The following is a 21,802-nucleotide window of genomic DNA, read 5'->3' on the forward strand; positions in this document are numbered from 1 at the left end:
TGGATTTTTCGCGCGGACGAGACGACAGTCGGCCCACATCAAACGAGGCTAGGTCATGACCGCAGCATTCCTCTCCCACATCGACAGCGAGCTCGCGGGGCTCAAATCGGCAGGCCTCTACAAGTCGGAGCGGGTGATCACTTCGACGCAGTCGGCCGAGATCGAGGTCGGCGGCGACAAGGTGTTGAATTTCTGTGCCAACAACTATCTCGGCCTCGCCGATAGCGCCGATTTGCGCAATGCTGCCAAGCAGGCGCTCGACCGCTATGGCTACGGCATGGCATCGGTGCGCTTCATCTGCGGCACGCAGGAAGAGCACAAGCAGCTCGAATCGACGATTTCCTCCTTCCTCGGCATGGAAGACACCATCCTTTACGGCTCCTGCTTCGATGCCAATGGCGGCCTGTTCGAGACGCTGCTGGGCGAGGAAGACGCCATTATTTCGGATGCCTTGAATCATGCCTCGATCATCGATGGTGTGCGGCTGTCGAAGGCCAAACGTTTCCGCTACGCCAACAACGACATGGCCGATCTCGAGGCGCGCCTGAAGGAAGCCCGGGACTGCCGCTTCCGGTTGATCGCCACCGACGGCGTGTTTTCGATGGATGGCATCATCGCCAATCTCAGGGGTGTCTGCGACCTCGCCGAGAAGTATGACGCCATGGTGATGGTCGACGACAGCCATGCCGTCGGCTTCGTCGGTCAGAACGGCCGCGGCTCGGCCGAGCATTGCGGCGTCGAGGGCAGGGTCGACATCATCACCGGGACGCTCGGCAAGGCACTTGGTGGGGCCTCCGGTGGTTACACCTCGGGCAAAAGCCAGGTGGTCGACTGGTTGCGCCAGCGCTCACGGCCGTATCTCTTTTCCAACACGCTGATGCCGGCGATCGCCGGCGCTTCGATCAAGGTGTTCGAGCTGATCAAGGACGGCGATGGGCTGCGCGACAAACTCTACGACAACGCTGCGCGGTTCCGGTCGCAAATGGGCAAGCTCGGCTTCACGCTGGCCGGAGCGGATCATCCGATCATCCCGGTGATGCTGGGCGATGCCAGCCTGGCGCAGGAGATGGCCGCGCGCATGCTGAAGCGCGGCATCTATGTCATCGGCTTCTCCTTCCCGGTGGTGCCAAAGGGGCAGGCGCGCATCCGCACGCAGATGTCGGCGGCGCATTCCAGCGCCGATATCGACCGCGCGGTGGAAGCGTTCGCCGCCGTCGGGCGCGAACTCGGCGTCATTTCCTGACAAGCCGGAATCGAAAAGCGATTCCGGAACAAGAGCTTCAAGGGACAAAAGCATGTCGAACATGATGAAAGCGCTGGTGAAGGCCAAGGCCGAACCAGGCATCTGGATGGAAGAGGTGCCGGTGCCGGAAATCGGCCCTAACGACGTGCTGATCAAGATCAAGAAGACGGCGATCTGCGGCACCGACGTGCACATCTACAATTGGGACCAGTGGGCGCAGAAGACGGTGCCGGTGCCGATGGTGACGGGCCATGAATTCGTCGGCACCGTTGCCGATTTCGGCGCAGCGGTCACCGAATACAAGGTCGGCCAGCGCGTGTCGGGCGAGGGCCACATCGTCTGCGGTCATTGCCGCAACTGTCGCGCCGGGCGAGGGCATCTGTGCCGCAACACGCTCGGCGTCGGCGTCAATCGTCCGGGCGCCTTCGGTGAGTATCTGGCTATCCCGCAGCACAACGTCGTGCCGATCCCCGATGATGTGCCGGACGAGATCGCCGCCATCTTCGATCCGTTGGGCAATGCCGTGCACACGGCACTCTCCTTCGATCTGGTCGGCGAGGACGTGCTGGTCACCGGCGCCGGGCCGATCGGCATCATGGGCGCGCTCGTCGCCCAATGCGTCGGCGCGCGAAAAGTCGTCATCACCGACATCAATCCGGTGCGGCTGGCGCTGGCGAAAAAGCTCGGCGTCCAGCATGTCGTCGACGCGTCCAAGGAAAAGCTGCGCGATGTCATGCCGGCACTCGGCATGACCGAGGGTTTTGATGTCGGCCTCGAAATGTCGGGCGCAGCCCCCGCCTTCCGCGACATGATCGACACCATGAACAACGGCGGCAAGATCGCCATTCTGGGCATCGCGCCGACCGGATTCGAGATCGACTGGAACAAGGTCATCTTCAAGATGCTGCATCTCAAGGGCATCTATGGCCGCGAGATGTTCGAGACCTGGTACAAGATGATCGCGCTGGTGCAGGGGCCGCTGGATGTTTCCGGGCTTATCACGCACCGCATCGGCATCGACGATTTCCAAGCCGGCTTCGATGCAATGCGCAGCGGCAGTTCCGGCAAGGTGGTGATGGATTGGTAGATGCCGCCCTAACGCAGAATTCTGTTTTTCATCAGCCATTTCACGGAGCGGGGCCACGCGTAGTTCGCACCCATGCGAAGATCGGTAAACCCCTCCGAAACATGTTTCCCGGTTTCGGCGTCAAGGATGCGAATGAACATAGTATGTTCTGTTCGGTTGACGCGCGTTACGACGCCAAGCAAGGCAAGCGACGCGCCGTGCTCCTTGGCAATCGGGCCTTCACAACCAGCGCAGTTGCGCAATCCGTGCGGCGCCGCAGCCTGTGTATCCCTCGCCGGCACATCAACTACTGTAAAACGCCCAGACTGGGAGAGCATGTCCTTAGCAACTTGTGCTGATTCCGACAGATAGCGCCTGTCATATTCATCCGGGGGAATTATTCCCGCCCCGGCGCTCTTGTCCTCCAATTCGAAAGGGAACACTTCGATCGACATCGGCTTTGTCTGCTGCGCCTGCGCAAATGTGCAGGTGCCTACAAGCAGCGTCACCAGGACACTTAATGTGCGAATGCTCATCGTAGTCCTCCTGTCGGTATGATGGGCATTATACGCGGCCTGACAACGCAAATCACGATTAAATCGAAAGCAATGCTATGCTTCGGGAGTTTCCACGCAGTCTCGCTCGAACTCCGTCGTTCAGAGTGATTGGCTTGATCTTGGACTAACTCTTGCTCGGGACCAGACTGGTCTCCAATGCAGCCAGTCCGCTGGTGATCGCCGTGCGCTCTTCAGCGCTGAGCCTTGCCAGCAAATCCCGTTCGAACGCCTTCGCCAGCGGCACCATCTCGCGATAGGCGGCAAGCCCCGTTCCGGTCAGCGACAGATGCTCGACCCGGCGATCATTCTCATCTGGCGTACGCACAAGCCAACGCCGCCGTTCGAGTTCAGCCACGGCGCGTGAAACCTTGGTCTTGTGCATAGCCGATTGCTCGCCGAGTTCGGTCGCAGTCATCGTTCCATGCTGCCCCAGCCCCGAAAGGGTGCGCCATTCCGGACGCGTCAGGCCATGGCTGTCCTTGTATATCCTCGAAAATTCGCGGCTGACGGCGTCGGCAAGCCGGTAGAGCCGGTAGGGCAGGAAGTTTTCCAGATTGAGAATTTCAGCCGCGTCGGACGCTTCGCTCCTGATCGCCATTTTTCAAAGCCGCCATTGATGGTTACATTTTCGATGGTTACAAATGAAACCAGTTTGGTCAATTGATATCCATTTCGGGAGGAAGCAATGGCCTTTTCCTATATGCCGGGCTTCGGCAACGATTTTGAGACCGAGACGCTGCCCGGCTCGTTGCCGCAGGGACGGAATTCGCCGCAGCGGCCGGCCTACGGCCTCTATGCCGAGCAGCTTTCAGGCTCGCCCTTCACCGCGCCGCGCGGCACCAATGAGCGGTCCTGGCTCTACCGCATCCGGCCGAGCGTTAAGCACACCGGCCGCTTCAAGGCGGCGAGCTATCCCTTGTGGAAGAGTGCGCCCAATGTCGGCGATCATGAACTGGCGCTCGGCCAGTATCGCTGGAACCCGGTGCCGATGCCGAAGGAGCCGACCGATTTCATCGCCGGTATGCGCAGCATCACAACCGCTGGCGACGTGCTCGGGCAGACCGGCATGGCGGCGCATGTCTATGTCGCCAACACCTCGATGGCGGACGATCATTTCTTCAATGCCGACGGCGAGTTGCTGGTCGTGCCGCAAGTCGGCGCATTGCGCTTCGTCACCGAGATGGGCGTCATTGAGCTGCGGCCCGGCGAGATCGCGGTGTTGCCACGCGGTCTGGTCTTCAAGATCGAGCTGGTCGACGCCGAAGTGCGCGGCTACGTCTGTGAGAACTACGGCGCCAAGCTGACGTTGCCCGATCGCGGCCCGATCGGCGCCAATTGCCTGGCCAACCCACGCGATTTCAAGACGCCTTGCGCATGGTTCGAGGAGAAGGAAACGCCGTGCCGGCTGATCGTGAAATGGTGCGGCAATTTCCATGTCACCGAGATCGGCCATTCGCCGCTGGATGTCGTTGCCTGGCACGGCAACTATGCGCCCTACAAATATGATCTGGCGACCTTTTCACCGGTCGGAGCGCTTTTGTTCGACCATCCCGATCCGTCGATCTTCACCGTGTTAACGGCACCAAGCGGCGAGGAGGGCACGGCCAACATCGACTTCGTCATCTTCCCGCCGCGCTGGCTGGTGGCCGAAGATACCTTCCGGCCGCCCTGGTACCACCGCAACATCATGAGCGAGTTCATGGGCCTGGTCCACGGCCAGTACGACGCCAAGGAAGAAGGCTTTGTGCCCGGCGGCATCAGCCTGCACAATCTGATGCTGGCCCATGGGCCGGATGCGCCTGGCTTTGAAAGGGCCTCGCGCGCGGAGCTGAAACCGGTCAAGCTCGACAACACCATGGCCTTCATGTTCGAGACCCGATTTCCGCAGATGCTGACCCGCTACGGCGCCGAGCTCGAAACCCGGCAGGACAATTACATCGACTGCTGGGCCGACCTGAAGAAGCGTTTCAACGGCACGCCCGAGGGCGACTGGTCTTGAGCACCGAGCCAATGCCGGACCGGCTGGTGCTTTTGGGCTCGAAGGGTGGCCCGGCATTGCGGCCGGGTGGTCCATGGCCGAGTTCGTCGCTGCTGCAGATCGGCGGCCGCAGCATCGTCGTCGACTGCGGCCTTGGCGTGACGCGTGGTCTGGTCGATGCCGGCATCAGCCTGAAGTCGCTCGACCTGATCTTCATCACGCATCTGCACTCCGACCATGTGCTGGAACTGGGGCCGCTGATCCACACCGCCTGGACGGCGGGCCTCGCGACGCCCGTCGGCGTGTTCGGCCCGCCCGGCACCGGTCATTACTGGCGGCGCTTTTGCCAGGCGATGGAGTTCGACATCGAGATCCGCATCGTTGACGAAGGCCGGCCGGATATTCGCGATCTGGTGTCGATCGGCGAATTCGGCGAAGGCCAGGTGGTCGCGCAGGGCGGCTTGACGGTTTCGGCGCTGCGCGTCGAGCATCCGCCGGTGACCGACTGTTTTGCTCTTCGCTTCGAGCATGGCGCCAAAAGCGTCGTGTTCTCCGCCGATACGGCCTTTTATCCGCCGCTCGCCGATTTTGCCCGAGGCGCCGACATCCTCGTCCACGAGGCAATGCTGGAAGAAGGCATCGAGCGACTGGTGGCCAGGACCGGCAATGGTGCGCGGCTCAGAGAGCATCTGCTCGCCAGCCACAGCTTTGCCGAAGAGACCGGCAGCATCGCAAGCGATGCCGGCGTGAAGAGATTGGTGCTCAACCACCTCATTCCGGCCGACGATTCTTTGATAGGCGAGGCCGACTGGACTGCCGCTGTCAGGAAAACTTGGAACGGCGACTTGACGATCGCCCGCGACGGTCTTGTTGTGGGCTTAAGCAGCGCCAAAGCTGCAGCAGGAGAGGAAACCGCATGAAGCTTGCCACATTGAAGGACGGGACGCGCGACGGGAAACTCGTCGTCGTCTCGCGCGACCTGACACGCTTCACCGACGCCTCGTTCCTGGTTCGCACGCTGCAGGCGGCGCTCGACGACTGGCGGCGCATCGCCCCGCATCTCGCGACAATAGCGGAATCGCTTGAGAACAATGCGATGCCGGCGGAGCGCTTCCACGAACATGACGCCCATTCGCCGCTGCCGCGTGCCTATCAATGGGCCGATGGCTCGGCTTACGTGAACCATGTCGAGCTGGTGCGCAAAGCGCGCGGCGCCGAGATGCCGGCGAGCTTCTGGACCGACCCGCTGATCTACCAGGGCGGCTCGGATTCTTTCATTCCGCCACGTGATCCGATCCGCACGGCTGACGAAGCCTTCGGCATCGACATGGAGGGCGAGGTCGCTGTCATCGTCGACGATGTGCCGATGGGTGCAAGCCTCGAAGAAGCAAAGGCAGCGATCCGACTGGTCATGCTGGTCAACGACGTTACGTTGCGCGCGCTCACCGGACCGGAACTGGAGAAAGGTTTCGGTTTTTTCCAATCAAAGCCGTCCTCGGCGTTTTCGCCGGTCGCTGTGACGCCGGACGAACTGGGTGATGCCTGGGACGGCGGCAAGGTCAGCCTGCCGCTGCTTGCCGATCTCAACGGCAAGCCGTTCGGCCGCGCCAATGCCGGTATCGACATGACCTTCGACTTTCCTGCGCTGATCGTTCATGCAGCAAGGACACGGCCATTGGCCGCCGGCACGATCATCGGTTCCGGCACCGTCTCCAACAAGCTAGACGGCGGGCCGGGCAAGCCTGTCTCGGCCGGTGGCGCCGGCTATTCCTGCATCGCCGAACTGCGCATGATCGAGACCATTGTGTCAGGCGAACCCAAAACGCCATTCCTGCGCTTCGGCGACACGGTGCGCATCGAGATGAAGGACAAGGCTGGGCATTCGATCTTCGGTGCCATCGAACAGAAGGTCGAGAAATACGAGAGGTAAGGGCATGACGGGGGTCTATCTGCTGGCCGGTGTCTGGGCACTCGCCATACTGGCGGTCTTCATCCAGGCGATCCGGCTGAGCTATCGCATAGAGGCGCGCTCGCCTGACCTGACCAACCGCAGCGGCTTTCCGCGCAAGGCGATGATGTTCCACACCATCACCAACATGGACGTCGCGCGGGACGCGGAAACGCAGAGCATGCGTCGGCGTATGAACTGGTTGCTGCTGATCGTTCTTGCTGGATTTGTCGTTATGTGGGCGGGCTTGTATCTGTCGCGGTCAACCGGATGACGTGATGAGCCTGCCCGACTACCCGCGCAGCATGGCCGGCAACAATCTCTGGTCGAACGACCGACTCTACCGCGCGGTATTGTCTCTTCAGCCCGGCGAAAGAGGTCAAGCGGCTGGGGCTTGGGCGATCAGGCCAATACGACGTCATAGGCTGAAAATTGCCGATCCGCGGAGATCAACGTCAGGCCTTCAATTTGGGTCTGCGCAATAAGCAGGCGGTCGAAGGGATCGCGGTGGTGAAGCGGCAGATGTTCAAGTCTCGCCGCGTGTAGTTCGTTTACGCCGAGAATCGGAATCCCGTTCGATCGCAGGAGGTCCACGATGTCGCCTGTGAGCGTCACTTTGCCGAGCGATTTCTTGATGGCGATCTCGGCCACCGAGACGGCGCTGACGATCACATCCTTGCCTGTGAGAAAGATATCGCGATGATGATCCGAAAGACGTGAATCGGCGTTGAGTACCCAAAGCAGAATATGGGTATCGACCAGATATCTGCGGCTCATTTAATATACTCGTCCCATTCGGGACCGAGTTCATCAAAATCATCCGATATCCAAATCTGGCCTTTCAGGGCGCCAAGCAAGCCTTTGCTCCCACCAGCCCGAACGGGAGCGCTCAAGGTTGCGACAACCTCTCCATGTCTGGTCAGATGGATCTCTTCGCCAGCCTGGGCACGTTTCACCAATTCGGAAAGCTGAGCCTTCGCTTTTGCCATGGGGATATTCATAGACGACCTCTTATGACCAGAATTTAGGTCATAATTGGCCGGGCCGCAAGTGAGTTCGATGGCTATTCCGCCGCCTGAACCTTGATCACGCCACGCTTGATCTGGTCCTGCTCGATCGATTCGAACAGCGCGCGGAAATTGCCTTCGCCAAAACCTTCGTCGCCCTTCCTCTGGATGAACTCGAAGAAGATCGGCCCGATCACGGTTTTCGAGAATATCTGCAGCAGGATCTTGGTCGTGCCGCCGTCGACGACGCCTTCGCCATCGATCAGGATGCCGTGCTTCTTCATCCGCTCGATCGGCTCGTCATGGCCGTTCACGCGGTCATAGGACATATCGTAGTAGGTTTCAGGCGGGCCGGGCATGAACTTCAGCTCGTTGGCGGCGAGCTTGTCGGTGGCCTCGTAGATTTCGTCGGTGCCGACGGCGATGTGCTGGATGCCTTCGCCGTTGTACTTCTTCAGGTACTCGGCGATCTGGCTGGTCTCGTCCTTGGACTCGTTGAGCGGAATGCGGATCTTGCCGCAGGGCGAGGTGATGGCGCGGCTGACCAGGCCGGTGATCTTGCCGTCGATGTCGAAGAAATGGATCTGCTTGAAGCCGAACAGGTTGCGGTAGAAATCCCACCATTTGTCCATCTGGCCGCGATAGACATTGTGGGTCAGGTGATCGAGATAGTAGAAGCCGACGCCTTCCGGCCGCGGGTCGCGCGCACCCAGCCACTCGAATTCGGCGTCATAGGCCGAGCCCTTCTTGCCGTAGGTCTCGATGAAATAGAGCAGCGAGCCGCCAATGCCCACGATCGCCGGCACGTCCAGCGCCTTGTCGGCACCTTCGTAAGGTGTGGCACCCTTGGCAACGGCATGATCGAAGGCGTGTTTGGCGTCGACCACCCGCCAGGCCATCGAGGCGGCGCAAGGGCCGTGCTTGTCGACGAACTTCATCGCATGCGAGCCGGGTTCGGCATTGACGACATAGTTGATGTCGCCCTGGCGCCAGACGGTGATGTCCTTCGTGCGGTGCTTGGCCACCGCGACATAGCCCATGCGGGTGAACAGCTCAGCCAGCTTTTGCGGCTCCGGATGCGCGAATTCGACGAACTCGAACCCATCGGTGCCGGCCGGGTTGTCCTTGCTGATCCTGGCGGGCGGGGCGTCGTGCGGGAAGGGACCCATAATATTCCTCCTAAAGCTGGCCTGGCCTGAAAAGGCGATTTGACACGATGATAACGCGGAGGAGGCGCACGGTGCTTGCATTCAAACGCTTGAAATGATGATGTCATGCGTGAAGCGTGCATGATGTAAGGGAAAGCCATGGATGAGGCGCGCATTGACCAGTTCGACCGCAAGATAATGGCACTGTTGCAGGGTGATGCGCGGCTGACCAACAACGATCTTTCGGAGCGGGTGAACCTGTCGGCGTCGCAATGCTCGCGCCGCCGTCAGCGGCTGGAGGAGGACGGCTTCATCAGGGGCTATCGCGCCGTTCTCGACCGCGACAAGCTCGGTTTTTCCCTGGTCAACGTCATTTCGGTCACGCTCGCCACCCACAATCGCGACAATGCAAGGCGCTTCGGCGAACTGGTGGCGCGGCTGCCCGAAGTGCAGGAAGCGCACGCGCTGACCGGCGAGATGGACTACATCCTGAAAGTGGTGACGCCGGATCTCAAATCATTGTCGGAATTCGTCAGCGGCGTGCTACTGCCGCACGAATCCGTGCAGCACGTGAAGACGGCGATCGTGCTGGAGACGCTGAAGGAAACCGGCGCGCTGCCGATTTAATCTGAGCGGATATCATTGATACGTCGGCAGGCCAGAGGGGGTGTGAAGGACGCCAGCCTAATGACGGAAGGGCCGTTCAACCCTTCGACTGCTGGATCAGCCCATAGAGATTGGTGCAGCGGGCGCCGGAACGGCAATAGGCGAAGACCGGGCCGTCGAGTTCCTCGAGCGCTTCGGCCTGATCCTCGACATTCTCGGCCGTGATCTGGCCGCTGATCACCGGAATGTAGCGGAAGCCGAGGCCTGCGGCTTCGACCGCTGCCCCGACGGTGTCGGCAGAAGGCTGGCCCGGCTGTTCGTCATCGGGCCGGTTGCAGATCACACTCTTGAAGCCAGCTTCCCTGATGGCGGCGACGTCTTCGGGCTGGATCTGGCCCGAGACCGAATAGTCCTCGCTGATTTCGCGGTATTCCATGGCAGCATCCTCGCAAACTGGTCAGGTGGCAGTCTTGCCACTCCCCGACATGGGCGGCAATCCGTGCCGAAGGATTTCTCTGCCAAATAGCCGTTGCGTGCCAGAAAATCCAACCGGGCTGATGCGGCCCGGCTGGGCAATCCTTCAAACTCAGCTGCCGAGAATAGCGCCTTTGATCTGACGGATGTTGTTGTGCATCATGTCGATATAGGTCGCGGCCGGGCCGTCGGGCTGCGACAGCGCGTCCGAATAGAGCGTGCCGCCGACTTTGATGCCGGTTTCGCTGGCGATCTGCTCGATCAGGCGCGGGTTGGTGATGTTCTCGACGAAGATCGCAGCCGCCTTGTCCTGCTTCACCTGATTGACCAGCTTGGCAACGTCTGCGGCGGATGGTTCGGAGTCGGTCGACACCCCTTGCGGGGCGAGGAAGGTCAGGCCGTATGCATGTTCGAAATAGCCGAAGGCGTCATGCGAGGTGATGACGACGCGCTTGCTCTCCGGGATCGAGGCAATTGCCGCTTTCACTTCACCTTCGACCGCATCAAGCTTCTTCGTGTAGGCGGCGGCATTGGTCTGATAGCTGACGCAGCCTTCCGAATCGGCCGCGCAGAAAGCCTCGGCGATGTTCTTCACATAGATCCTGGCGTTGGCAATCGACTGGAATGCGTGGGGATCGGTGACCGTCTTGCCGCCGCCAGTGCCGGCACCTTCGGCCGCGTCGGCATCGGCGAATTCAGGCTTGAAATCGATCGGCGTCACGCCCTTGGTCAAGGTGATGATCGAGGCTTTGGTGGCACTGGCATCGACCAGCCGCTGCAGAAAACCTTCGAAATGCAGGCCGTTGACCAGCACGATGTCGGCCTTGGCCATGGCCACCGCATCGGCCGGGCTCGGCTCGTAGACATGGGCATCGCCATCCGGCCCGACGATGGTGGTGACATCGATGCGGTCGCCGCCGACATTTTTGGCGAAATCGGCAATGACGGTGAAGCTGGCGACCACTTTCAGCGGTGCCGCGAAGGCCGACGATGCGCCAAAGGCGGTTAATGTTATAACGCTCATCGCCAGGGCGGCATGGATGGATTTCAGCATAGAGGGGTCTCCTTCTAGGGGCGGGGATCAGGCCGTTCTGTGACGGTGATGGATGATGCGTGCGCGCAGAATGCCGCGCGTGCCAAACAGGATCGAGGCGAAATAGACGACGCCGGCCGACAGGATGATGGCCGGGCCGGATGGCAGCGAGGCGTGATAGGACAAAAGCAGCCCGGCGACGCAGGATGCGAAGCCGATCAGTACGGCCAGCACGCACATCGGCTCGACGCGAACCGTCCAGAAGCGGGCGGCCGCGGCCGGCAGCATCATCAGCCCAACCGATAGAAGCGTGCCGAGCGCCTGGAAGCCGCCGACGAGGTTGAGTACGACAAGGCCGAGGAAGATGAAATGCACCGGGCTGCCGAGCCGGCTGACCGAGCGCAGGAACAGCGGGTCGAGGCATTCGGCGACCAGCGCCCGCCAGAAGATGGCGAGGCTGACCAGCGTCACCGCGACGATGCCGCCGATCAGCGTCAGGGCCTCGTCATTGAGCGCCAGCACGGTGCCGAACAGCACATGCATGAGATCGACGCTGGAACCGCGGATCGACACCATCAGCACGCCGATGGCGAGCGAAATCAGGTAGAAAGCCGCCATCGAGGCGTCTTCGCGCTGGATGGTGAAGCGCGAGACGGCGCCGGCGCCGAGCGCGACGATGACGCCGGCGATCAGGCCGCCGATGGTCATCGGCAGGATTTCCAGCCCATAGAACAGGAAGCCGGCGGCTGCACCGGGCAGGATTGCGTGCGCCATGGCGTCGCCCGACAGGCTCATGCGCCGCAGCATAAGGAAGACGCCGATCGGGCAGGCGCCGAGCGACAGCATCAGCGAGCCGATCAACGCCCGCTGCATGAAGGCGAAATCGGCGAAGGGCGCGATGACTAGGCCGTAAAGCATGTCCATCAAGCAGCCCTCGGTCCGACGCCATGTTGGTGATCGTGATCGTGGCCATGGTGATCGTGACCATGAGCGTCCTCGCCCGGCTCGCACCAGGGTGCATTTTCTTCCCAGGCCTCGTGAAAACGGCGGGCGCGCAACAGATTTTCAGGCTTCAGCGTTTCCCGGGTTTCGCCCCAGGCGATCGGCTGGCGGGCCAGAAGCAGCGTTTCGGGGAAATTCTGCCGCACCAGATCCAGATCGTGGACGACGACCATGATGGTGCGTTCCTCGCCATGCCAGTGCTTGATCAGCGCAATGAGGTCGCCGACCGTCTTGGCGTCGACGGCGTTGAAGGGTTCGTCGAGCAGGATGAGGTCGGCGTCCTGCAGCAGGACACGGGCAAACAGCGTGCGCTGCAGTTGGCCGCCCGACAGCGTGTCGATCGGCCGCTTTTCAAAACCGCCGAGGCCCACCGCCATCAGCGCCTTGCTGACGTCATCGCGATCTTCCCTAGTGTAGCGGCCAAGCAGGCCGCGCCGTGGCCACAGGCCGAGCGAAACCAGATCCACCACCCGCGCCGGAAAGGAGCGATCGAGCTCCGATTGCTGCGGCAGATAGGCGGCACGTACACCGGGCGCGCGGATAACCTCGCCGGCCATGGGCTTCAGGACGCCGACAATGCCTTTCATCAGCGTCGATTTGCCGGAGCCGTTGGCGCCGACCACAGCGGTCAACGAGCCCTTCCGGATGGTGCCGTCGAGATGATGGATCGCCGGATGGCTGCCGTAGCCAAGCGTCAGGTCGCGGAATGTCAGGCAGGTATTTGTCATTCTGCGATCCGTAGGCGGCGAAATCCGGCTGCTGGCAGCGGCCGATTGGATATGTGATGTTATTACATTAGTCAACAAGCCAATCCGGCGGAATTGCGGCCGCAGGGTCAACTTGCCGTGTGTGCGTATCATATGCCGTTGGCCCAAGGGGATTCGACCTGGCGACCTTGCCCCAAGCCGGTCGCGACTCTAAAGAAGCGCAACCGCCACAAGAAGGAACCATCCAATGAGCATTCGTCGCATCGATGTCGGCCCGCGCATGAGCCAGATCGTCATCCATGGCAATACCGTCTATCTGGCTGGTCAGGTCGGCCAGCCAACCGGCAATGTCGCTTCGCAGACCAGGGACATCCTGGCGGCTGTCGACGAATTGCTGGCCAAGGCTGGCTCCGACAAGACCAAGATCCTGCAGGCGATCATCTGGCTGGCCGACATGAGCACCTTTGCCGAGATGAACGCGGAATGGGACAAGTGGGTGCCGCAGGGCAACACGCCAGCCCGCGCCACCGGCGAAGCAAAGCTCGCCGCCCCGGAATATCTGGTCGAGATTATTATTACCGCTGCGATTTGAGGCGTTGAAGCTGCCAATCTCCCCCCACGTGGGGGGAGATCAGCCTCACCCCTGCGGCCTGAACCTCGCCACCAGCGTGTGGCTCTCGGCCGCGTAGGTGAAGCGCACATGGGTGACCGGGTGCTCGGCGCTCCACGTCCGTCGCTCGACCACCAGGCAGGGCGCACCGGTTTCTATATCGAGTGCAGCCGCGATATGCCTGTCGGCGGCGACAGCGCGAATCCGGTGCTCGGCTTCGCTCCACGGCACGCGGCCAATCAGCCATGGTCCTGGTGCGGTGGCCACGAATTCCTCGTCCGCTGCCTCGGGCACGGCGGTGAGATTGATCAGCCGCTGTTCATGCGCGAACGGCCGCTCGCCGGCGAAATGACCGCACTCCAGCGCCAGCACCGGTCCGGCCACGCCGAGTTCCAGCAGCGCGCGATCCCCGGCGCTGCTGCGCCTTTTGTGTCGGGCGACGCGCTCGTAGCGATAGGGCAGGCCGAGCGCTTCGACCTCGATGCGGATATCGTGGATTTCCAGCACCGCGGCCTGCGACTGCGGCCGGCGCACAAAGCTGCCTGAGCGGCGGCGGCGCTCGATCAGTCCGGCCTTGGCAAGCTGCGACAGCGCCTTGTTCACCGTCATGCGCGAGCAATTGTATTGCACGCTCAACTCATGCTCGAACGGGATGCGATGACCGGGCGCCCAGGCGCCGGACAGGATTTTCTCGCTGATGTCGGAGAGGATGCGCTGGTGCAGCGAGCCGCCGCCTTCCGCCTCCACAGTGCCGGCCATGCTCATGCCGAAAGCGCCGTCATCACGTTGCGAAAACGCTCAGCGATGGCCTCTCGCTTCACATGCCTGCCGCCGCTGACCTGTTTGCGGCCATGCACCCAGACGCAGTCGACCTTGCTGCCATTGGCGAAGATCCAGGCGTCGAGGATCGCGTCGCCACTCTTGCCGGCCAGCGAGGGATTTTTGGGATCGAGCGAGACAAGATCGGCGGATGCGCCGGCGGCGATCGCGGAAGCACCGGCGCCAAGCGCGACGCTGCCACCGTCGAGCGCGGCGTCGAACAGTGCGCGGCCGGTCGAGCCGCCGGCGACCGCCAGCACATTGCGGGCGCGGTGGGCGAGGCGCTGCGAATATTCGAGCTGGCGCAACTCGTCGGGCAGGCCGATGAGCACATTGGAATCGGAGCCGACGCCATAGCGGCCGCCATGTTCCCTGAACAGCGGCGCGGCAAAAGTGCCGTCACCGAGATTGGCCTCGGTGATCGGGCATAGGCCGGCGATGGCACCGCTTTTGGCCATGGCAACGGTTTCAGCATCGGTCATGTGGGTGGCGTGGATCAGGCACCAGCGCTTGTCGACTTTGGCATTGGCCAGCAGAAATTCGACCGGCCACGCGCCCGACCAGGCAAGGCAATCCTCGACTTCTTTCACCTGCTCGGCAATGTGGATGTGGATAGGCCCGTCCGGCGCCAGGGCAGTCACGTCAATCAGTTCTTCCGGTGTCGCGGCGCGAAGGCTGTGCGGAGCGACGCCGACAACAGCCTGATCCAACGCGCGAATCGATTCGCGGCATTTCTCAACAAGCCGCGAGAATCGATTCACATCGTTGATGAATCGCCGCTGGCCTTCGTTTGGTGCGGCACCGCCGAAAGACGAGTGCGCATAAAACACCGGCAAAAGCGTCAGGCCGATGCCTGCCTCGCCGGCCGCGGCCGCAATGCGCTCGGCCATCTCGGCGAGGTTGGCGTAGGGTTTTCCATCGCGGTCGTGATGCAGATAGTGAAATTCGCCGACGCGGGAAAAACCGGCCTCCAGCATCTCGACATAGAGTTGTGCGGCAACCGCCTCGACCTGATCGGGCGTCATCGACAGGGCGAAACGGTACATCACCTCGCGCCAGCTCCAGAAACTGTCGGCGGAGGGGCCGCGAAGCTCGGCAAGGCCGGCCATGCCGCGCTGGAAGGCGTGGCTGTGCAAATTGGGCATGCCGGGTAACAGGATCGCGTGACGTTCGTCGCCGGCTGCCGCAGCAGCGCCAGGCTGAACGGCTGTGATGCGTCCCTCGGCCAGGGTAAGCCGCACATTTTCGCGCCAGCCATCGGGAAGGAGCGCCTGTTCCGCAAAGATCGCTGCCACTTTTCTCTCCGGTTCTCTGTGTCTCATGCGATGAAGGCACTTGCAGTGCGTTTCAATATGTATATACATAATCGTCATCGATTGAAACGGAAAAGATGATGGCTTCAAAGAGCAAAAGCCGGGCAGGGGATCTTCGTCTGTGGCGCAATGCGCGGCTGACGACAATGGCCGACGGGTCTGCCGGACTTGGCGTCGTCGAACATGGCGCGGTCGCTGCGCGTGACGGCCGCATTGTTTATGCCGGCCCCGAGTCGGAGCTGCCCCCGACACTTGCCCAGGGCGCCGAGACGGTTGATTGCGAGGGCCGCTGGATCACACCCGGCCTGATCGACTGCCACACCCATCTGGTCCATGCCGGCAACCGCGCCAACGAATTCGAGATGCGGCTGGCCGGCGCCACTTATGAAGAGGTCGCCCGGGCTGGTGGCGGCATAGTCTCCTCGGTCAAGTCGCTGCGCGCCGCCAGCGAGAGCGAACTGGTCACCCAATCACTGCCACGCCTCGATGCGCTGATCGCCGAGGGCGTAACCACCGTGGAGGTAAAATCAGGCTACGGCCTGGACCTCGAAAACGAGAAGAAGTCGCTGCGTGCCGCACGGCGGCTGGGCAACCAGCGGCCGGTGACGATCCGCACGACCTTCCTCGGCGCCCACGCGCTGCCGCCGGAAGCCAAGGGTGACAAGGACGCCTTTATCGATCTGGTCGCCAAGGAAATTCTCCCGGCGGTTGCCGCCGAGGGGCTGGCCGATGCCGTCGACGGTTTCTGCGAGGGCATCGCCTTTTCGCCGGAACAGATGGTGCGCGTCTTCGATGCTGCAAAGGCGGCCGGCCTGCCGGTCAAGCTTCATGCCGACCAACTGTCCAATTTGCATGGCGCCGAACTCGCCGCCCGTTACGGTGCGCTGTCGGCCGACCATCTCGAATACACCGATGAGGCAGGTGCAGCGGCGATGGCCAAGGCCGGAACCGTGGCGATGATCCTGCCCGGCGCCTACTATTTCATTCGCGAAACCAAGAAGCCGCCGATCGGCCTGTTTCGCCAGCACGGCGTCAGGATGGCTGTCGCCACCGACAACAATCCCGGCACTTCGCCGCTGACCTCGCTGCTTCTGACCATGAACATGGTGGCGACCCTGTTCGGCCTGACCGTCGATGAATGCATTGCCGGCGTCACCCGGGAGGCGGCCCGCGCGCTTGGTTTGCTGGGAGAAACCGGCACGCTGGAAGCCGGAAAATCCGCCGACCTGGCGATCTGGAACATCGAGCGCCCCGCCGAACTCGTCTATCGCATGGGCTTCAACCCGCTGCATGCCCGCATCTGGAGAGGACAATGACCGAACTGACCCTGAAGCCCGGCAATGCGACGCTGGCCGACTGGCGCGCCATCTATCGTGGCGCCGTGCCCAAGCTGGACGATGCCTGCCGGCCGAAAATCAAGGCGAGCGCCGAGGCCGTCGCCAGGATAGTCGCCAAGGGCGAGCCGGTCTATGGCATCAACACCGGCTTCGGCAAACTGGCCAGCGTCCGCATCCCGGCCGAGGATCTCGAGACCTTGCAGCGCAACATCGTCCTGTCGCACGCCGCCGGCGTCGGCGAGCCGATGCCGGTTGCCGTTTGCCGGCTGATGATGGCGCTGAAGCTCGCCAGCCTGGCGCAGGGCGCGTCGGGTGTGCGGCCGCAAACCATCGAGTTGCTGGAAGCGATGCTGGCCAACGACGTCATCCCGGTGGTGCCGGCGCAGGGTTCGGTCGGCGCCTCCGGCGACCTCGCCCCGTTGTCGCACATGACGGCGGTGATGATCGGTGTCGGCGAATGTTTTACCCCACATGGCCGTTTCCCGGCCAAGGTCGCCTTCGTCTCGCATGGCCTGGAACCGGTGACACTGGGCGCCAAGGAGGGCCTGGCGCTGCTCAACGGCACCCAGTTTTCGACCGCCTATGCGCTGGCCGCCTTGTTCGAGGCCGAAGTGCTCTACCAATCGGCGCTGGTCGCCGGTGCCCTGTCGACCGACGCGGCAAAAGGCTCCGACGCACCCTTCGATCCGCGCATCCATGTGCTGAGAAAGCATCCCGGCCAGGTCGAGACGGCCGACGCCCTGCGCAATCTGATGGCCGGCAGCGCCATCCGTGAATCGCACCGGGTTGGCGACGAACGCGTGCAGGATCCCTATTGCCTGCGCTGCCAGCCGCAGGTGATGGGCGCGGCACTCACCGTGCTGCGCCAGGCGGCCGACACGCTGGGCACCGAAGCCAACGGCGTCACCGACAATCCGCTGATCTTCGCCGAGGATGACACCGCGCTTTCCGGCGGCAATTTCCACGCCGAGCCGGTGGCCTTCGCCGCCGACATGATCGCGCTCGCCGTCTGCGAGATCGGCTCGCTGTCGGAGCGCCGCATCGCCATGCTTGTCGATCCGGCACTTTCCGGCATGCCGGCCTTCCTGACGCCCAAGCCCGGCCTGAACTCCGGCTTCATGATCCCGCAGGTGACGGCGGCGGCGCTCGTTTCCGAAAACAAGCAGAAAGCCTATCCGGCATCAGTCGATTCGATCCCCACCTCGGCCAATCAGGAGGACCATGTTTCGATGGCCGCGCACGGCGCGCGCCGGCTGATCGGCATGGTCGAGAACGCCACCGCGGTGATCGGCATCGAACTGCTGGCCGCGGCCCAAGGCTGCGATTTCCACGCGCCGCTGGCCTCGAGCGACGCCCTGGAGGCGGTGCGCAGGCTGGTGCGGGCCGAAGTGCCGCATCTCGACAATGACCGCCATTTCCACCCCGATATGGAAAAAGCCATCGCCATGGTGCGCAGCGGTGCGGCCATCGAGGCCGCCGGCGGTGTGGCTCTGCCGTCGATTTCCGGAGCGGTGTGATGGCAAGCGCGCCCTGGCTGACGGTCACGCCCGGCACAGCCCCGTTGCTGGTGTCGATACCACATACCGGCGTCGACCTCGCCGGCCTTGAGAATCGGCTGGTCTCGCCCTGGCTCGGCCGCCGCGACTGCGATTGGTGGATCGATAATCTCTATGACTTTGCCGCCGGCCTCGGGGCGACGGTGGTGCACACCGCGATCTCCCGCACCGTCATCGACGTCAACCGCGATCCCTCCGGCGCCTCGCTTTACCCCGGCCAGGCGACGACGGGCCTTTGCCCGACCGAGACCTTTGATGGCGATCCGCTCTATCGCGAGGGCGAAGAACCGGGGCCGTCGGAGATCGACGAGCGTCGCGAGGAATTCTTCGTGCCGTACCATGCCGCCTTGCAGGCCGAGATCGGCCGGTTGCGCGGGCTACACGAAAAGATCGTGCTCTATGACTGCCACTCGATCCGTTCAGTGCTGCCGCGCCTGTTTGAAGGCACGCTGCCGGTTTTCAATCTCGGCACCAATGACGGCAGGAGCGCCGATCCGACGCTGCAGGCGATGGTCGGCCAGATCATGGCCGAAACCGGTGAAACCTTTGTCATCAACGGCCGCTTCAAGGGCGGCTGGATCACACGCCATTTCGGCCAGCCGCAACAAGGCGTGCACGCACTGCAGATGGAACTCTCCAACCGCATCTATATGCGCGAGCCCGATGGCAAGGGCACGCCGGACAATTGGCCGGTGCCCTATGACGCCGAGTTCGCAGCACCGATCCGCGCCACCCTGCGGAAAATCCTCGAGACCGCGACGTCCTGGGCGCGTGTCTGACATCAGATCCTCTTATGGAGTGACGCCATGAACAATCCTCGCCACAACATCCGCGAAGTCCGCAGCCCGCGCGGCACCGAAATCAGCGCGCGCTCCTGGCTGACGGAAGCGCCGCTGCGCATGCTGATGAACAATCTCGACCCGGATGTTGCTGAAAATCCCAACGAACTGGTCGTCTATGGCGGCATCGGCCGGGCGGCGCGCACCTGGAACGATTTCGACCGCATCGTCGCCTCCTTGAGGACGCTGGCCGATGACGAGACTTTGCTGGTCCAGTCGGGCAAGCCGGTCGGCGTCTTCCGCACCCATCCGGACGCCCCGCGTGTGCTGATCGCCAACTCCAATTTGGTGCCGCACTGGGCGAATTGGGAAAAGTTCAACGAGCTCGATAAGAAGGGCCTCATGATGTACGGCCAGATGACGGCCGGCTCGTGGATCTACATCGGCACGCAAGGCATCGTGCAAGGCACCTACGAGACCTTCGTCGAGGCCGGTCGCCAGCACTATGGCGGCAATCTCAAGGGAAAATGGATCCTGACCGGCGGCCTCGGCGGCATGGGTGGCGCCCAGCCGCTCGCCGCCGTCATGGCCGGCGCCTGCTGTCTCGCCATCGAATGTAACCCGGACTCGATCGATTTTCGCCTGCGCACCCGCTACGTCGACGAGCGCGCCGAGACGCTCGACGAGGCGCTGGAAAAGATCGAACGCTGGACCAAGGCCGGCGAGGCGAAGTCGGTCGGCCTGCTTGGCAATACGGCTGAGATCGTCCCGGAGATGTTCAGGCGTGGCATTCGCCCCGATATGGTCACCGACCAGACCTCGGCGCATGATCCCATCAATGGCTATCTGCCGAAGGGCTGGACGATGGCCGAGTGGCGCGAGAAGCGCGTCAGCGACCCCAAGGCGGTCGAGAAGGCGGCCCGCGCTTCCATGCGCGAACATGTCGAGGCGATGGTGGCGTTCTGGAACGCCGGCGTGCCGACGCTCGACTATGGCAACAACATCCGCCAGGTGGCCAAGGAGGAGGGGTTCGAGAACGCCTTTGCCTTCCCCGGCTTCGTGCCGGCCTATATCCGTCCGCTGTTCTGCCGCGGCATAGGTCCCTTCCGCTGGGCAGCTCTGTCGGGCGATCCGGAAGATATCTACAAGACCGACGCCAAGGTGCGCGAACTGACGCCCGGCAACACCCACCTGCACAACTGGTTGGACATGGCGCGCGAGCGCATCGCCTTCCAGGGTCTGCCGGCGCGCATCTGCTGGGTCGGCCTTGGCGACCGCCACAGGCTCGGCCTCGCCTTCAACGAGATGGTGGCCAAGGGTGAGCTGAAGGCGCCTGTCGTCATCGGTCGCGATCACCTCGATTCCGGCTCGGTCGCCTCGCCGAACCGCGAAACGGAATCGATGAAGGACGGATCGGACGCGGTATCCGACTGGCCGCTGCTCAACGCGCTGCTCAACACGGCGTCGGGCGCCACCTGGGTGTCGCTGCACCATGGCGGCGGCGTCGGCATGGGTTTCTCGCAGCACGCCGGCATGGTCATCGTCGCCGACGGCACGCGCGAAGCCGCCAGGCGCCTGGAGCGGGTGTTGTGGAACGACCCGGCGACCGGTGTCATGCGCCACGCCGATGCCGGCTACGAAATCGCCGTCGAATGCGCCAAGGAGCACCAGCTCAACCTGCCCGGCATTCTCGGGTGAGAAACGTCCGGCCGCAGGCAGGCGAAAAGCCGCGGAATCGGCTTTTCGAGTTTCGAACGCCCGTGACCATAGCGGAGGGCTAGGTATGCGCATCCTGCGGGCAGCCGAATACCGGTCGATGCCGTGGAAGAACGGCGGCGGCGTGACGACGGAAATCGCCGTCTCGCCGCCCGGTGCCGGGCTAAACGATTTCGACTGGCGCGTGTCGATGGCGCGTGTCGAATCGAGCGGTCCGTTCTCGCAATTTGCCGGCATCGATCGCACCCTTGCCGTGCTCGAAGGCGAGGGCATCGTCCTCGAGATTGCGGGCTACCCGCCGAGATCTATAAACAGGACGACCGCCCTGTTTTCTTTCCCGGCCGACGCGCAGACCTCGGCCGCGCTGATCGGCGGACCGATCACCGATCTCAATGTCATGACCCGCCGAAGCCGGATGACGCATTCGGTCGAACGCCTGGTGATTTCGGCCCCCGTGGAAATCCGGACTGAAGCCGGCACAACGCTCATCCTGTGCTTGGACGGCGACATCAGTGTGCCCGCCGCTGAACCGGTTCGCCTCGGGCCGCTTGACACTCTGCTGTCCGGGCCGGTCAGCACCGGCCTGCTTGTCCAACCCGCCCATGAGGCAACGCTGTACGTGATCCGGATCCGCGCCATCGCCGGCAACGATTAACGCTTGTTTCCAAACATGATCGCGGTACCGGCGAAATATAGCGTAAGCTGCTGGCGGCATCACGAAAAAGCCTGAATCCTCTCCGCCGATCTGGCTGGCGGGAAGTGGGGTGCTTGTCTTTGAGTTTTGCTGAGAGACGACGCCCTGTCGTGGTGCGGAAACAAACTTTCGGCAAGTGGGGTTTATGCAACCAATTGCATTTGAACCGGTTTTAGGGCCATTGCCGTGGCGGTGACGCCGCTCAGTGC

General features: G+C 62.7%; 24 protein-coding genes and 1 pseudogene. 14 read left to right on the forward strand and 11 right to left on the reverse strand.

What is annotated here, in order from left to right; translation table 11 throughout:
• Positions 1-55 precede the first annotated feature (55 nt).
• Positions 56-1,243 carry a glycine C-acetyltransferase gene (locus tag P3C39_RS26585; protein ID WP_024504815.1) on the forward strand — a complete coding sequence of 396 codons (1,188 nt, stop codon included), beginning with the start codon at positions 56-58 and terminating at the stop codon, positions 1,241-1,243.
• A 52-nt stretch (positions 1,244-1,295) separates the two neighbouring features.
• Positions 1,296-2,330 carry an L-threonine 3-dehydrogenase gene (tdh, locus tag P3C39_RS26590; RefSeq protein WP_013532321.1) on the forward strand — a complete coding sequence of 345 codons (1,035 nt, stop codon included), beginning with the start codon at positions 1,296-1,298 and terminating at the stop codon, positions 2,328-2,330.
• Positions 2,331-2,338: 8 nt separating this feature from the next.
• Here tdh and P3C39_RS26595 read toward each other — a convergent pair whose 3' ends face one another.
• Positions 2,339-2,845: a DUF2380 domain-containing protein gene (locus P3C39_RS26595; RefSeq protein WP_275954728.1), complete on the reverse strand. Its 507-nt coding sequence runs from the start codon at positions 2,843-2,845 to the stop codon at positions 2,339-2,341.
• A gap of 145 nt (positions 2,846-2,990) precedes the next feature.
• Positions 2,991-3,464 (reverse strand): MarR family transcriptional regulator, encoded by a 474-nt coding sequence (locus P3C39_RS26600; RefSeq protein ID WP_127365976.1) that lies wholly within the window; start codon positions 3,462-3,464, stop codon positions 2,991-2,993.
• Positions 3,465-3,551: 87 nt separating this feature from the next.
• Here P3C39_RS26600 and hmgA point away from each other — a divergent pair, with 87 nt between their 5' ends.
• The 5 genes and pseudogenes from hmgA to P3C39_RS26625 all read left to right on the forward strand — a co-directional run.
• Positions 3,552-4,865: a homogentisate 1,2-dioxygenase gene (hmgA, locus tag P3C39_RS26605; RefSeq protein WP_275954727.1), complete on the forward strand. Its 1,314-nt coding sequence runs from the start codon at positions 3,552-3,554 to the stop codon at positions 4,863-4,865.
• Between the two features lie 11 nt (positions 4,866-4,876).
• A complete protein-coding gene (locus P3C39_RS26610; protein ID WP_275954762.1) occupies positions 4,877-5,764 on the forward strand; it encodes an MBL fold metallo-hydrolase in 888 nt (295 codons plus the stop codon).
• Positions 5,761-6,774 carry a fumarylacetoacetate hydrolase family protein gene (locus tag P3C39_RS26615; RefSeq protein WP_275954726.1) on the forward strand — a complete coding sequence of 338 codons (1,014 nt, stop codon included), beginning with the start codon at positions 5,761-5,763 and terminating at the stop codon, positions 6,772-6,774. Before P3C39_RS26610 ends, P3C39_RS26615 begins: the two co-directional genes overlap by 4 nt.
• A 4-nt stretch (positions 6,775-6,778) precedes the next feature.
• Entirely contained in the window at positions 6,779-7,066 is a 288-nt protein-coding gene (locus P3C39_RS26620; protein ID WP_063167738.1) for a hypothetical protein, read from the forward strand.
• Positions 7,067-7,070: 4 nt separating this feature from the next.
• Positions 7,071-7,166 (forward strand): annotated as a pseudogene (locus P3C39_RS26625) (damage-inducible protein DinB); the annotation flags it as partial.
• A 28-nt stretch (positions 7,167-7,194) separates the two neighbouring features.
• Here the strand turns inward: P3C39_RS26625 and P3C39_RS26630 are convergent.
• From P3C39_RS26630 to hppD, 3 genes are all read right to left on the reverse strand, one after another.
• Positions 7,195-7,569 carry a type II toxin-antitoxin system VapC family toxin gene (locus tag P3C39_RS26630; RefSeq protein WP_024505599.1) on the reverse strand — a complete coding sequence of 125 codons (375 nt, stop codon included), beginning with the start codon at positions 7,567-7,569 and terminating at the stop codon, positions 7,195-7,197.
• Complete coding sequence (locus P3C39_RS26635) at positions 7,566-7,793, reverse strand: type II toxin-antitoxin system prevent-host-death family antitoxin (protein ID WP_013532313.1); 228 nt, start codon at positions 7,791-7,793, stop codon at positions 7,566-7,568. The genes P3C39_RS26630 and P3C39_RS26635 overlap by 4 nt, the downstream gene beginning before the upstream one ends.
• A gap of 62 nt (positions 7,794-7,855) precedes the next feature.
• Positions 7,856-8,968, reverse strand: a complete 1,113-nt coding sequence (hppD, locus tag P3C39_RS26640; RefSeq protein ID WP_275954725.1) for a 4-hydroxyphenylpyruvate dioxygenase — start codon at positions 8,966-8,968, stop codon at positions 7,856-7,858.
• Positions 8,969-9,106: 138 nt separating this feature from the next.
• Between hppD and P3C39_RS26645 the strand changes: the two genes are divergently transcribed.
• Positions 9,107-9,574 carry an Lrp/AsnC family transcriptional regulator gene (locus P3C39_RS26645; RefSeq protein WP_275954724.1) on the forward strand — a complete coding sequence of 156 codons (468 nt, stop codon included), beginning with the start codon at positions 9,107-9,109 and terminating at the stop codon, positions 9,572-9,574.
• 76 nt (positions 9,575-9,650) lie between these two features.
• Here P3C39_RS26645 and P3C39_RS26650 read toward each other — a convergent pair whose 3' ends face one another.
• The 4 genes from P3C39_RS26650 to aztA all read right to left on the reverse strand — a co-directional run bounded on the left by P3C39_RS26650 (position 9,651) and on the right by aztA (position 12,790).
• Complete coding sequence (locus P3C39_RS26650) at positions 9,651-9,989, reverse strand: TIGR01244 family sulfur transferase (RefSeq protein ID WP_275954723.1); 339 nt, start codon at positions 9,987-9,989, stop codon at positions 9,651-9,653.
• A gap of 150 nt (positions 9,990-10,139) precedes the next feature.
• On the reverse strand, positions 10,140-11,081 hold the full coding sequence (aztC, locus tag P3C39_RS26655) for a zinc ABC transporter substrate-binding protein AztC (protein ID WP_013532309.1): 942 nt from the start codon (positions 11,079-11,081) through the stop codon (positions 10,140-10,142).
• Between the two features lie 27 nt (positions 11,082-11,108).
• On the reverse strand, positions 11,109-11,984 hold the full coding sequence (gene aztB / locus P3C39_RS26660; RefSeq protein WP_013532308.1) for a zinc ABC transporter permease AztB: 876 nt from the start codon (positions 11,982-11,984) through the stop codon (positions 11,109-11,111).
• Complete coding sequence (gene aztA / locus P3C39_RS26665; protein WP_127369791.1) at positions 11,984-12,790, reverse strand: zinc ABC transporter ATP-binding protein AztA; 807 nt, start codon at positions 12,788-12,790, stop codon at positions 11,984-11,986. The genes aztB and aztA overlap by 1 nt, the downstream gene beginning before the upstream one ends.
• A gap of 226 nt (positions 12,791-13,016) precedes the next feature.
• Between aztA and P3C39_RS26670 the strand changes: the two genes are divergently transcribed.
• The gene (locus tag P3C39_RS26670) at positions 13,017-13,361 is read left to right on the forward strand and encodes a RidA family protein (RefSeq protein ID WP_013532306.1); all 345 of its coding nucleotides are present in this window, start codon (positions 13,017-13,019) and stop codon (positions 13,359-13,361) included.
• A 45-nt stretch (positions 13,362-13,406) separates the two neighbouring features.
• Here the strand turns inward: P3C39_RS26670 and hutC are convergent, their stop codons facing one another.
• Both hutC and P3C39_RS26680 read right to left on the reverse strand, forming a co-directional pair.
• Positions 13,407-14,144, reverse strand: a complete 738-nt coding sequence (gene hutC, locus P3C39_RS26675) for a histidine utilization repressor (protein WP_082826433.1) — start codon at positions 14,142-14,144, stop codon at positions 13,407-13,409.
• Positions 14,141-15,493, reverse strand: a complete 1,353-nt coding sequence (locus tag P3C39_RS26680) for a formimidoylglutamate deiminase (protein ID WP_275954722.1) — start codon at positions 15,491-15,493, stop codon at positions 14,141-14,143. The genes hutC and P3C39_RS26680 overlap by 4 nt, the downstream gene beginning before the upstream one ends.
• A gap of 98 nt (positions 15,494-15,591) precedes the next feature.
• Between P3C39_RS26680 and hutI the strand changes: the two genes are divergently transcribed.
• From hutI to P3C39_RS26705, 5 genes are all read left to right on the forward strand, one after another.
• Positions 15,592-16,827 (forward strand): imidazolonepropionase, encoded by a 1,236-nt coding sequence (hutI, locus tag P3C39_RS26685; RefSeq protein ID WP_275954721.1) that lies wholly within the window; start codon positions 15,592-15,594, stop codon positions 16,825-16,827.
• A complete protein-coding gene (gene hutH, locus P3C39_RS26690) occupies positions 16,824-18,365 on the forward strand; it encodes a histidine ammonia-lyase (RefSeq protein WP_027162456.1) in 1,542 nt (513 codons plus the stop codon). The genes hutI and hutH overlap by 4 nt, the downstream gene beginning before the upstream one ends.
• Positions 18,365-19,183: an N-formylglutamate deformylase gene (gene hutG / locus P3C39_RS26695; protein WP_275954720.1), complete on the forward strand. Its 819-nt coding sequence runs from the start codon at positions 18,365-18,367 to the stop codon at positions 19,181-19,183. The genes hutH and hutG overlap by 1 nt, the downstream gene beginning before the upstream one ends.
• A 27-nt stretch (positions 19,184-19,210) precedes the next feature.
• Positions 19,211-20,881, forward strand: coding sequence for a urocanate hydratase (gene hutU / locus P3C39_RS26700; protein WP_013532300.1), 1,671 nt, complete (start codon positions 19,211-19,213; stop codon positions 20,879-20,881).
• Positions 20,882-20,966: 85 nt separating this feature from the next.
• Positions 20,967-21,554, forward strand: a complete 588-nt coding sequence (locus tag P3C39_RS26705; RefSeq protein WP_224620261.1) for a HutD family protein — start codon at positions 20,967-20,969, stop codon at positions 21,552-21,554.
• Positions 21,555-21,802: the final 248 nt, after the last annotated feature.

This window comes from Mesorhizobium sp. XAP4, assembly GCF_029269325.1.
GTDB classification, from domain to species: Bacteria; Pseudomonadota; Alphaproteobacteria; order Rhizobiales; family Rhizobiaceae; genus Mesorhizobium; species Mesorhizobium ciceri.

Bases quoted from the DNA above. Each gene is read 5' to 3' on its own strand.
- hmgA (WP_275954727.1), top strand. From the start codon at position 3,552: ATGGCCTTTTCCTATATGCCGGGCTTCGGCAACGATTTTGAGACCGAG.
- P3C39_RS26650 (WP_275954723.1), bottom strand. From the start codon at position 9,989: ATGGAATACCGCGAAATCAGCGAGGACTATTCGGTCTCGGGCCAGATC.
- hutG (WP_275954720.1), top strand. From the start codon at position 18,365: ATGGCAAGCGCGCCCTGGCTGACGGTCACGCCCGGCACAGCCCCGTTG.
- P3C39_RS26670 (WP_013532306.1), top strand. From the start codon at position 13,017: ATGAGCATTCGTCGCATCGATGTCGGCCCGCGCATGAGCCAGATCGTC.
- P3C39_RS26615 (WP_275954726.1), top strand. From the start codon at position 5,761: ATGAAGCTTGCCACATTGAAGGACGGGACGCGCGACGGGAAACTCGTC.
- P3C39_RS26585 (WP_024504815.1), top strand. From the start codon at position 56: ATGACCGCAGCATTCCTCTCCCACATCGACAGCGAGCTCGCGGGGCTC.
- hutC (WP_082826433.1), bottom strand. From the start codon at position 14,144: ATGAGCATGGCCGGCACTGTGGAGGCGGAAGGCGGCGGCTCGCTGCAC.
- hppD (WP_275954725.1), bottom strand. From the start codon at position 8,968: ATGGGTCCCTTCCCGCACGACGCCCCGCCCGCCAGGATCAGCAAGGAC.
- P3C39_RS26600 (WP_127365976.1), bottom strand. From the start codon at position 3,464: ATGGCGATCAGGAGCGAAGCGTCCGACGCGGCTGAAATTCTCAATCTG.
- aztB (WP_013532308.1), bottom strand. From the start codon at position 11,984: ATGGACATGCTTTACGGCCTAGTCATCGCGCCCTTCGCCGATTTCGCC.
- P3C39_RS26620 (WP_063167738.1), top strand. From the start codon at position 6,779: ATGACGGGGGTCTATCTGCTGGCCGGTGTCTGGGCACTCGCCATACTG.
- tdh (WP_013532321.1), top strand. From the start codon at position 1,296: ATGTCGAACATGATGAAAGCGCTGGTGAAGGCCAAGGCCGAACCAGGC.
- aztC (WP_013532309.1), bottom strand. From the start codon at position 11,081: ATGCTGAAATCCATCCATGCCGCCCTGGCGATGAGCGTTATAACATTA.
- P3C39_RS26630 (WP_024505599.1), bottom strand. From the start codon at position 7,569: ATGAGCCGCAGATATCTGGTCGATACCCATATTCTGCTTTGGGTACTC.
- P3C39_RS26645 (WP_275954724.1), top strand. From the start codon at position 9,107: ATGGATGAGGCGCGCATTGACCAGTTCGACCGCAAGATAATGGCACTG.
- P3C39_RS26635 (WP_013532313.1), bottom strand. From the start codon at position 7,793: ATGAATATCCCCATGGCAAAAGCGAAGGCTCAGCTTTCCGAATTGGTG.
- hutU (WP_013532300.1), top strand. From the start codon at position 19,211: ATGAACAATCCTCGCCACAACATCCGCGAAGTCCGCAGCCCGCGCGGC.
- P3C39_RS26705 (WP_224620261.1), top strand. From the start codon at position 20,967: ATGCGCATCCTGCGGGCAGCCGAATACCGGTCGATGCCGTGGAAGAAC.
- P3C39_RS26610 (WP_275954762.1), top strand. From the start codon at position 4,877: ATGCCGGACCGGCTGGTGCTTTTGGGCTCGAAGGGTGGCCCGGCATTG.
- P3C39_RS26595 (WP_275954728.1), bottom strand. From the start codon at position 2,845: ATGAGCATTCGCACATTAAGTGTCCTGGTGACGCTGCTTGTAGGCACC.
- hutI (WP_275954721.1), top strand. From the start codon at position 15,592: ATGGCTTCAAAGAGCAAAAGCCGGGCAGGGGATCTTCGTCTGTGGCGC.
- hutH (WP_027162456.1), top strand. From the start codon at position 16,824: ATGACCGAACTGACCCTGAAGCCCGGCAATGCGACGCTGGCCGACTGG.
- aztA (WP_127369791.1), bottom strand. From the start codon at position 12,790: ATGACAAATACCTGCCTGACATTCCGCGACCTGACGCTTGGCTACGGC.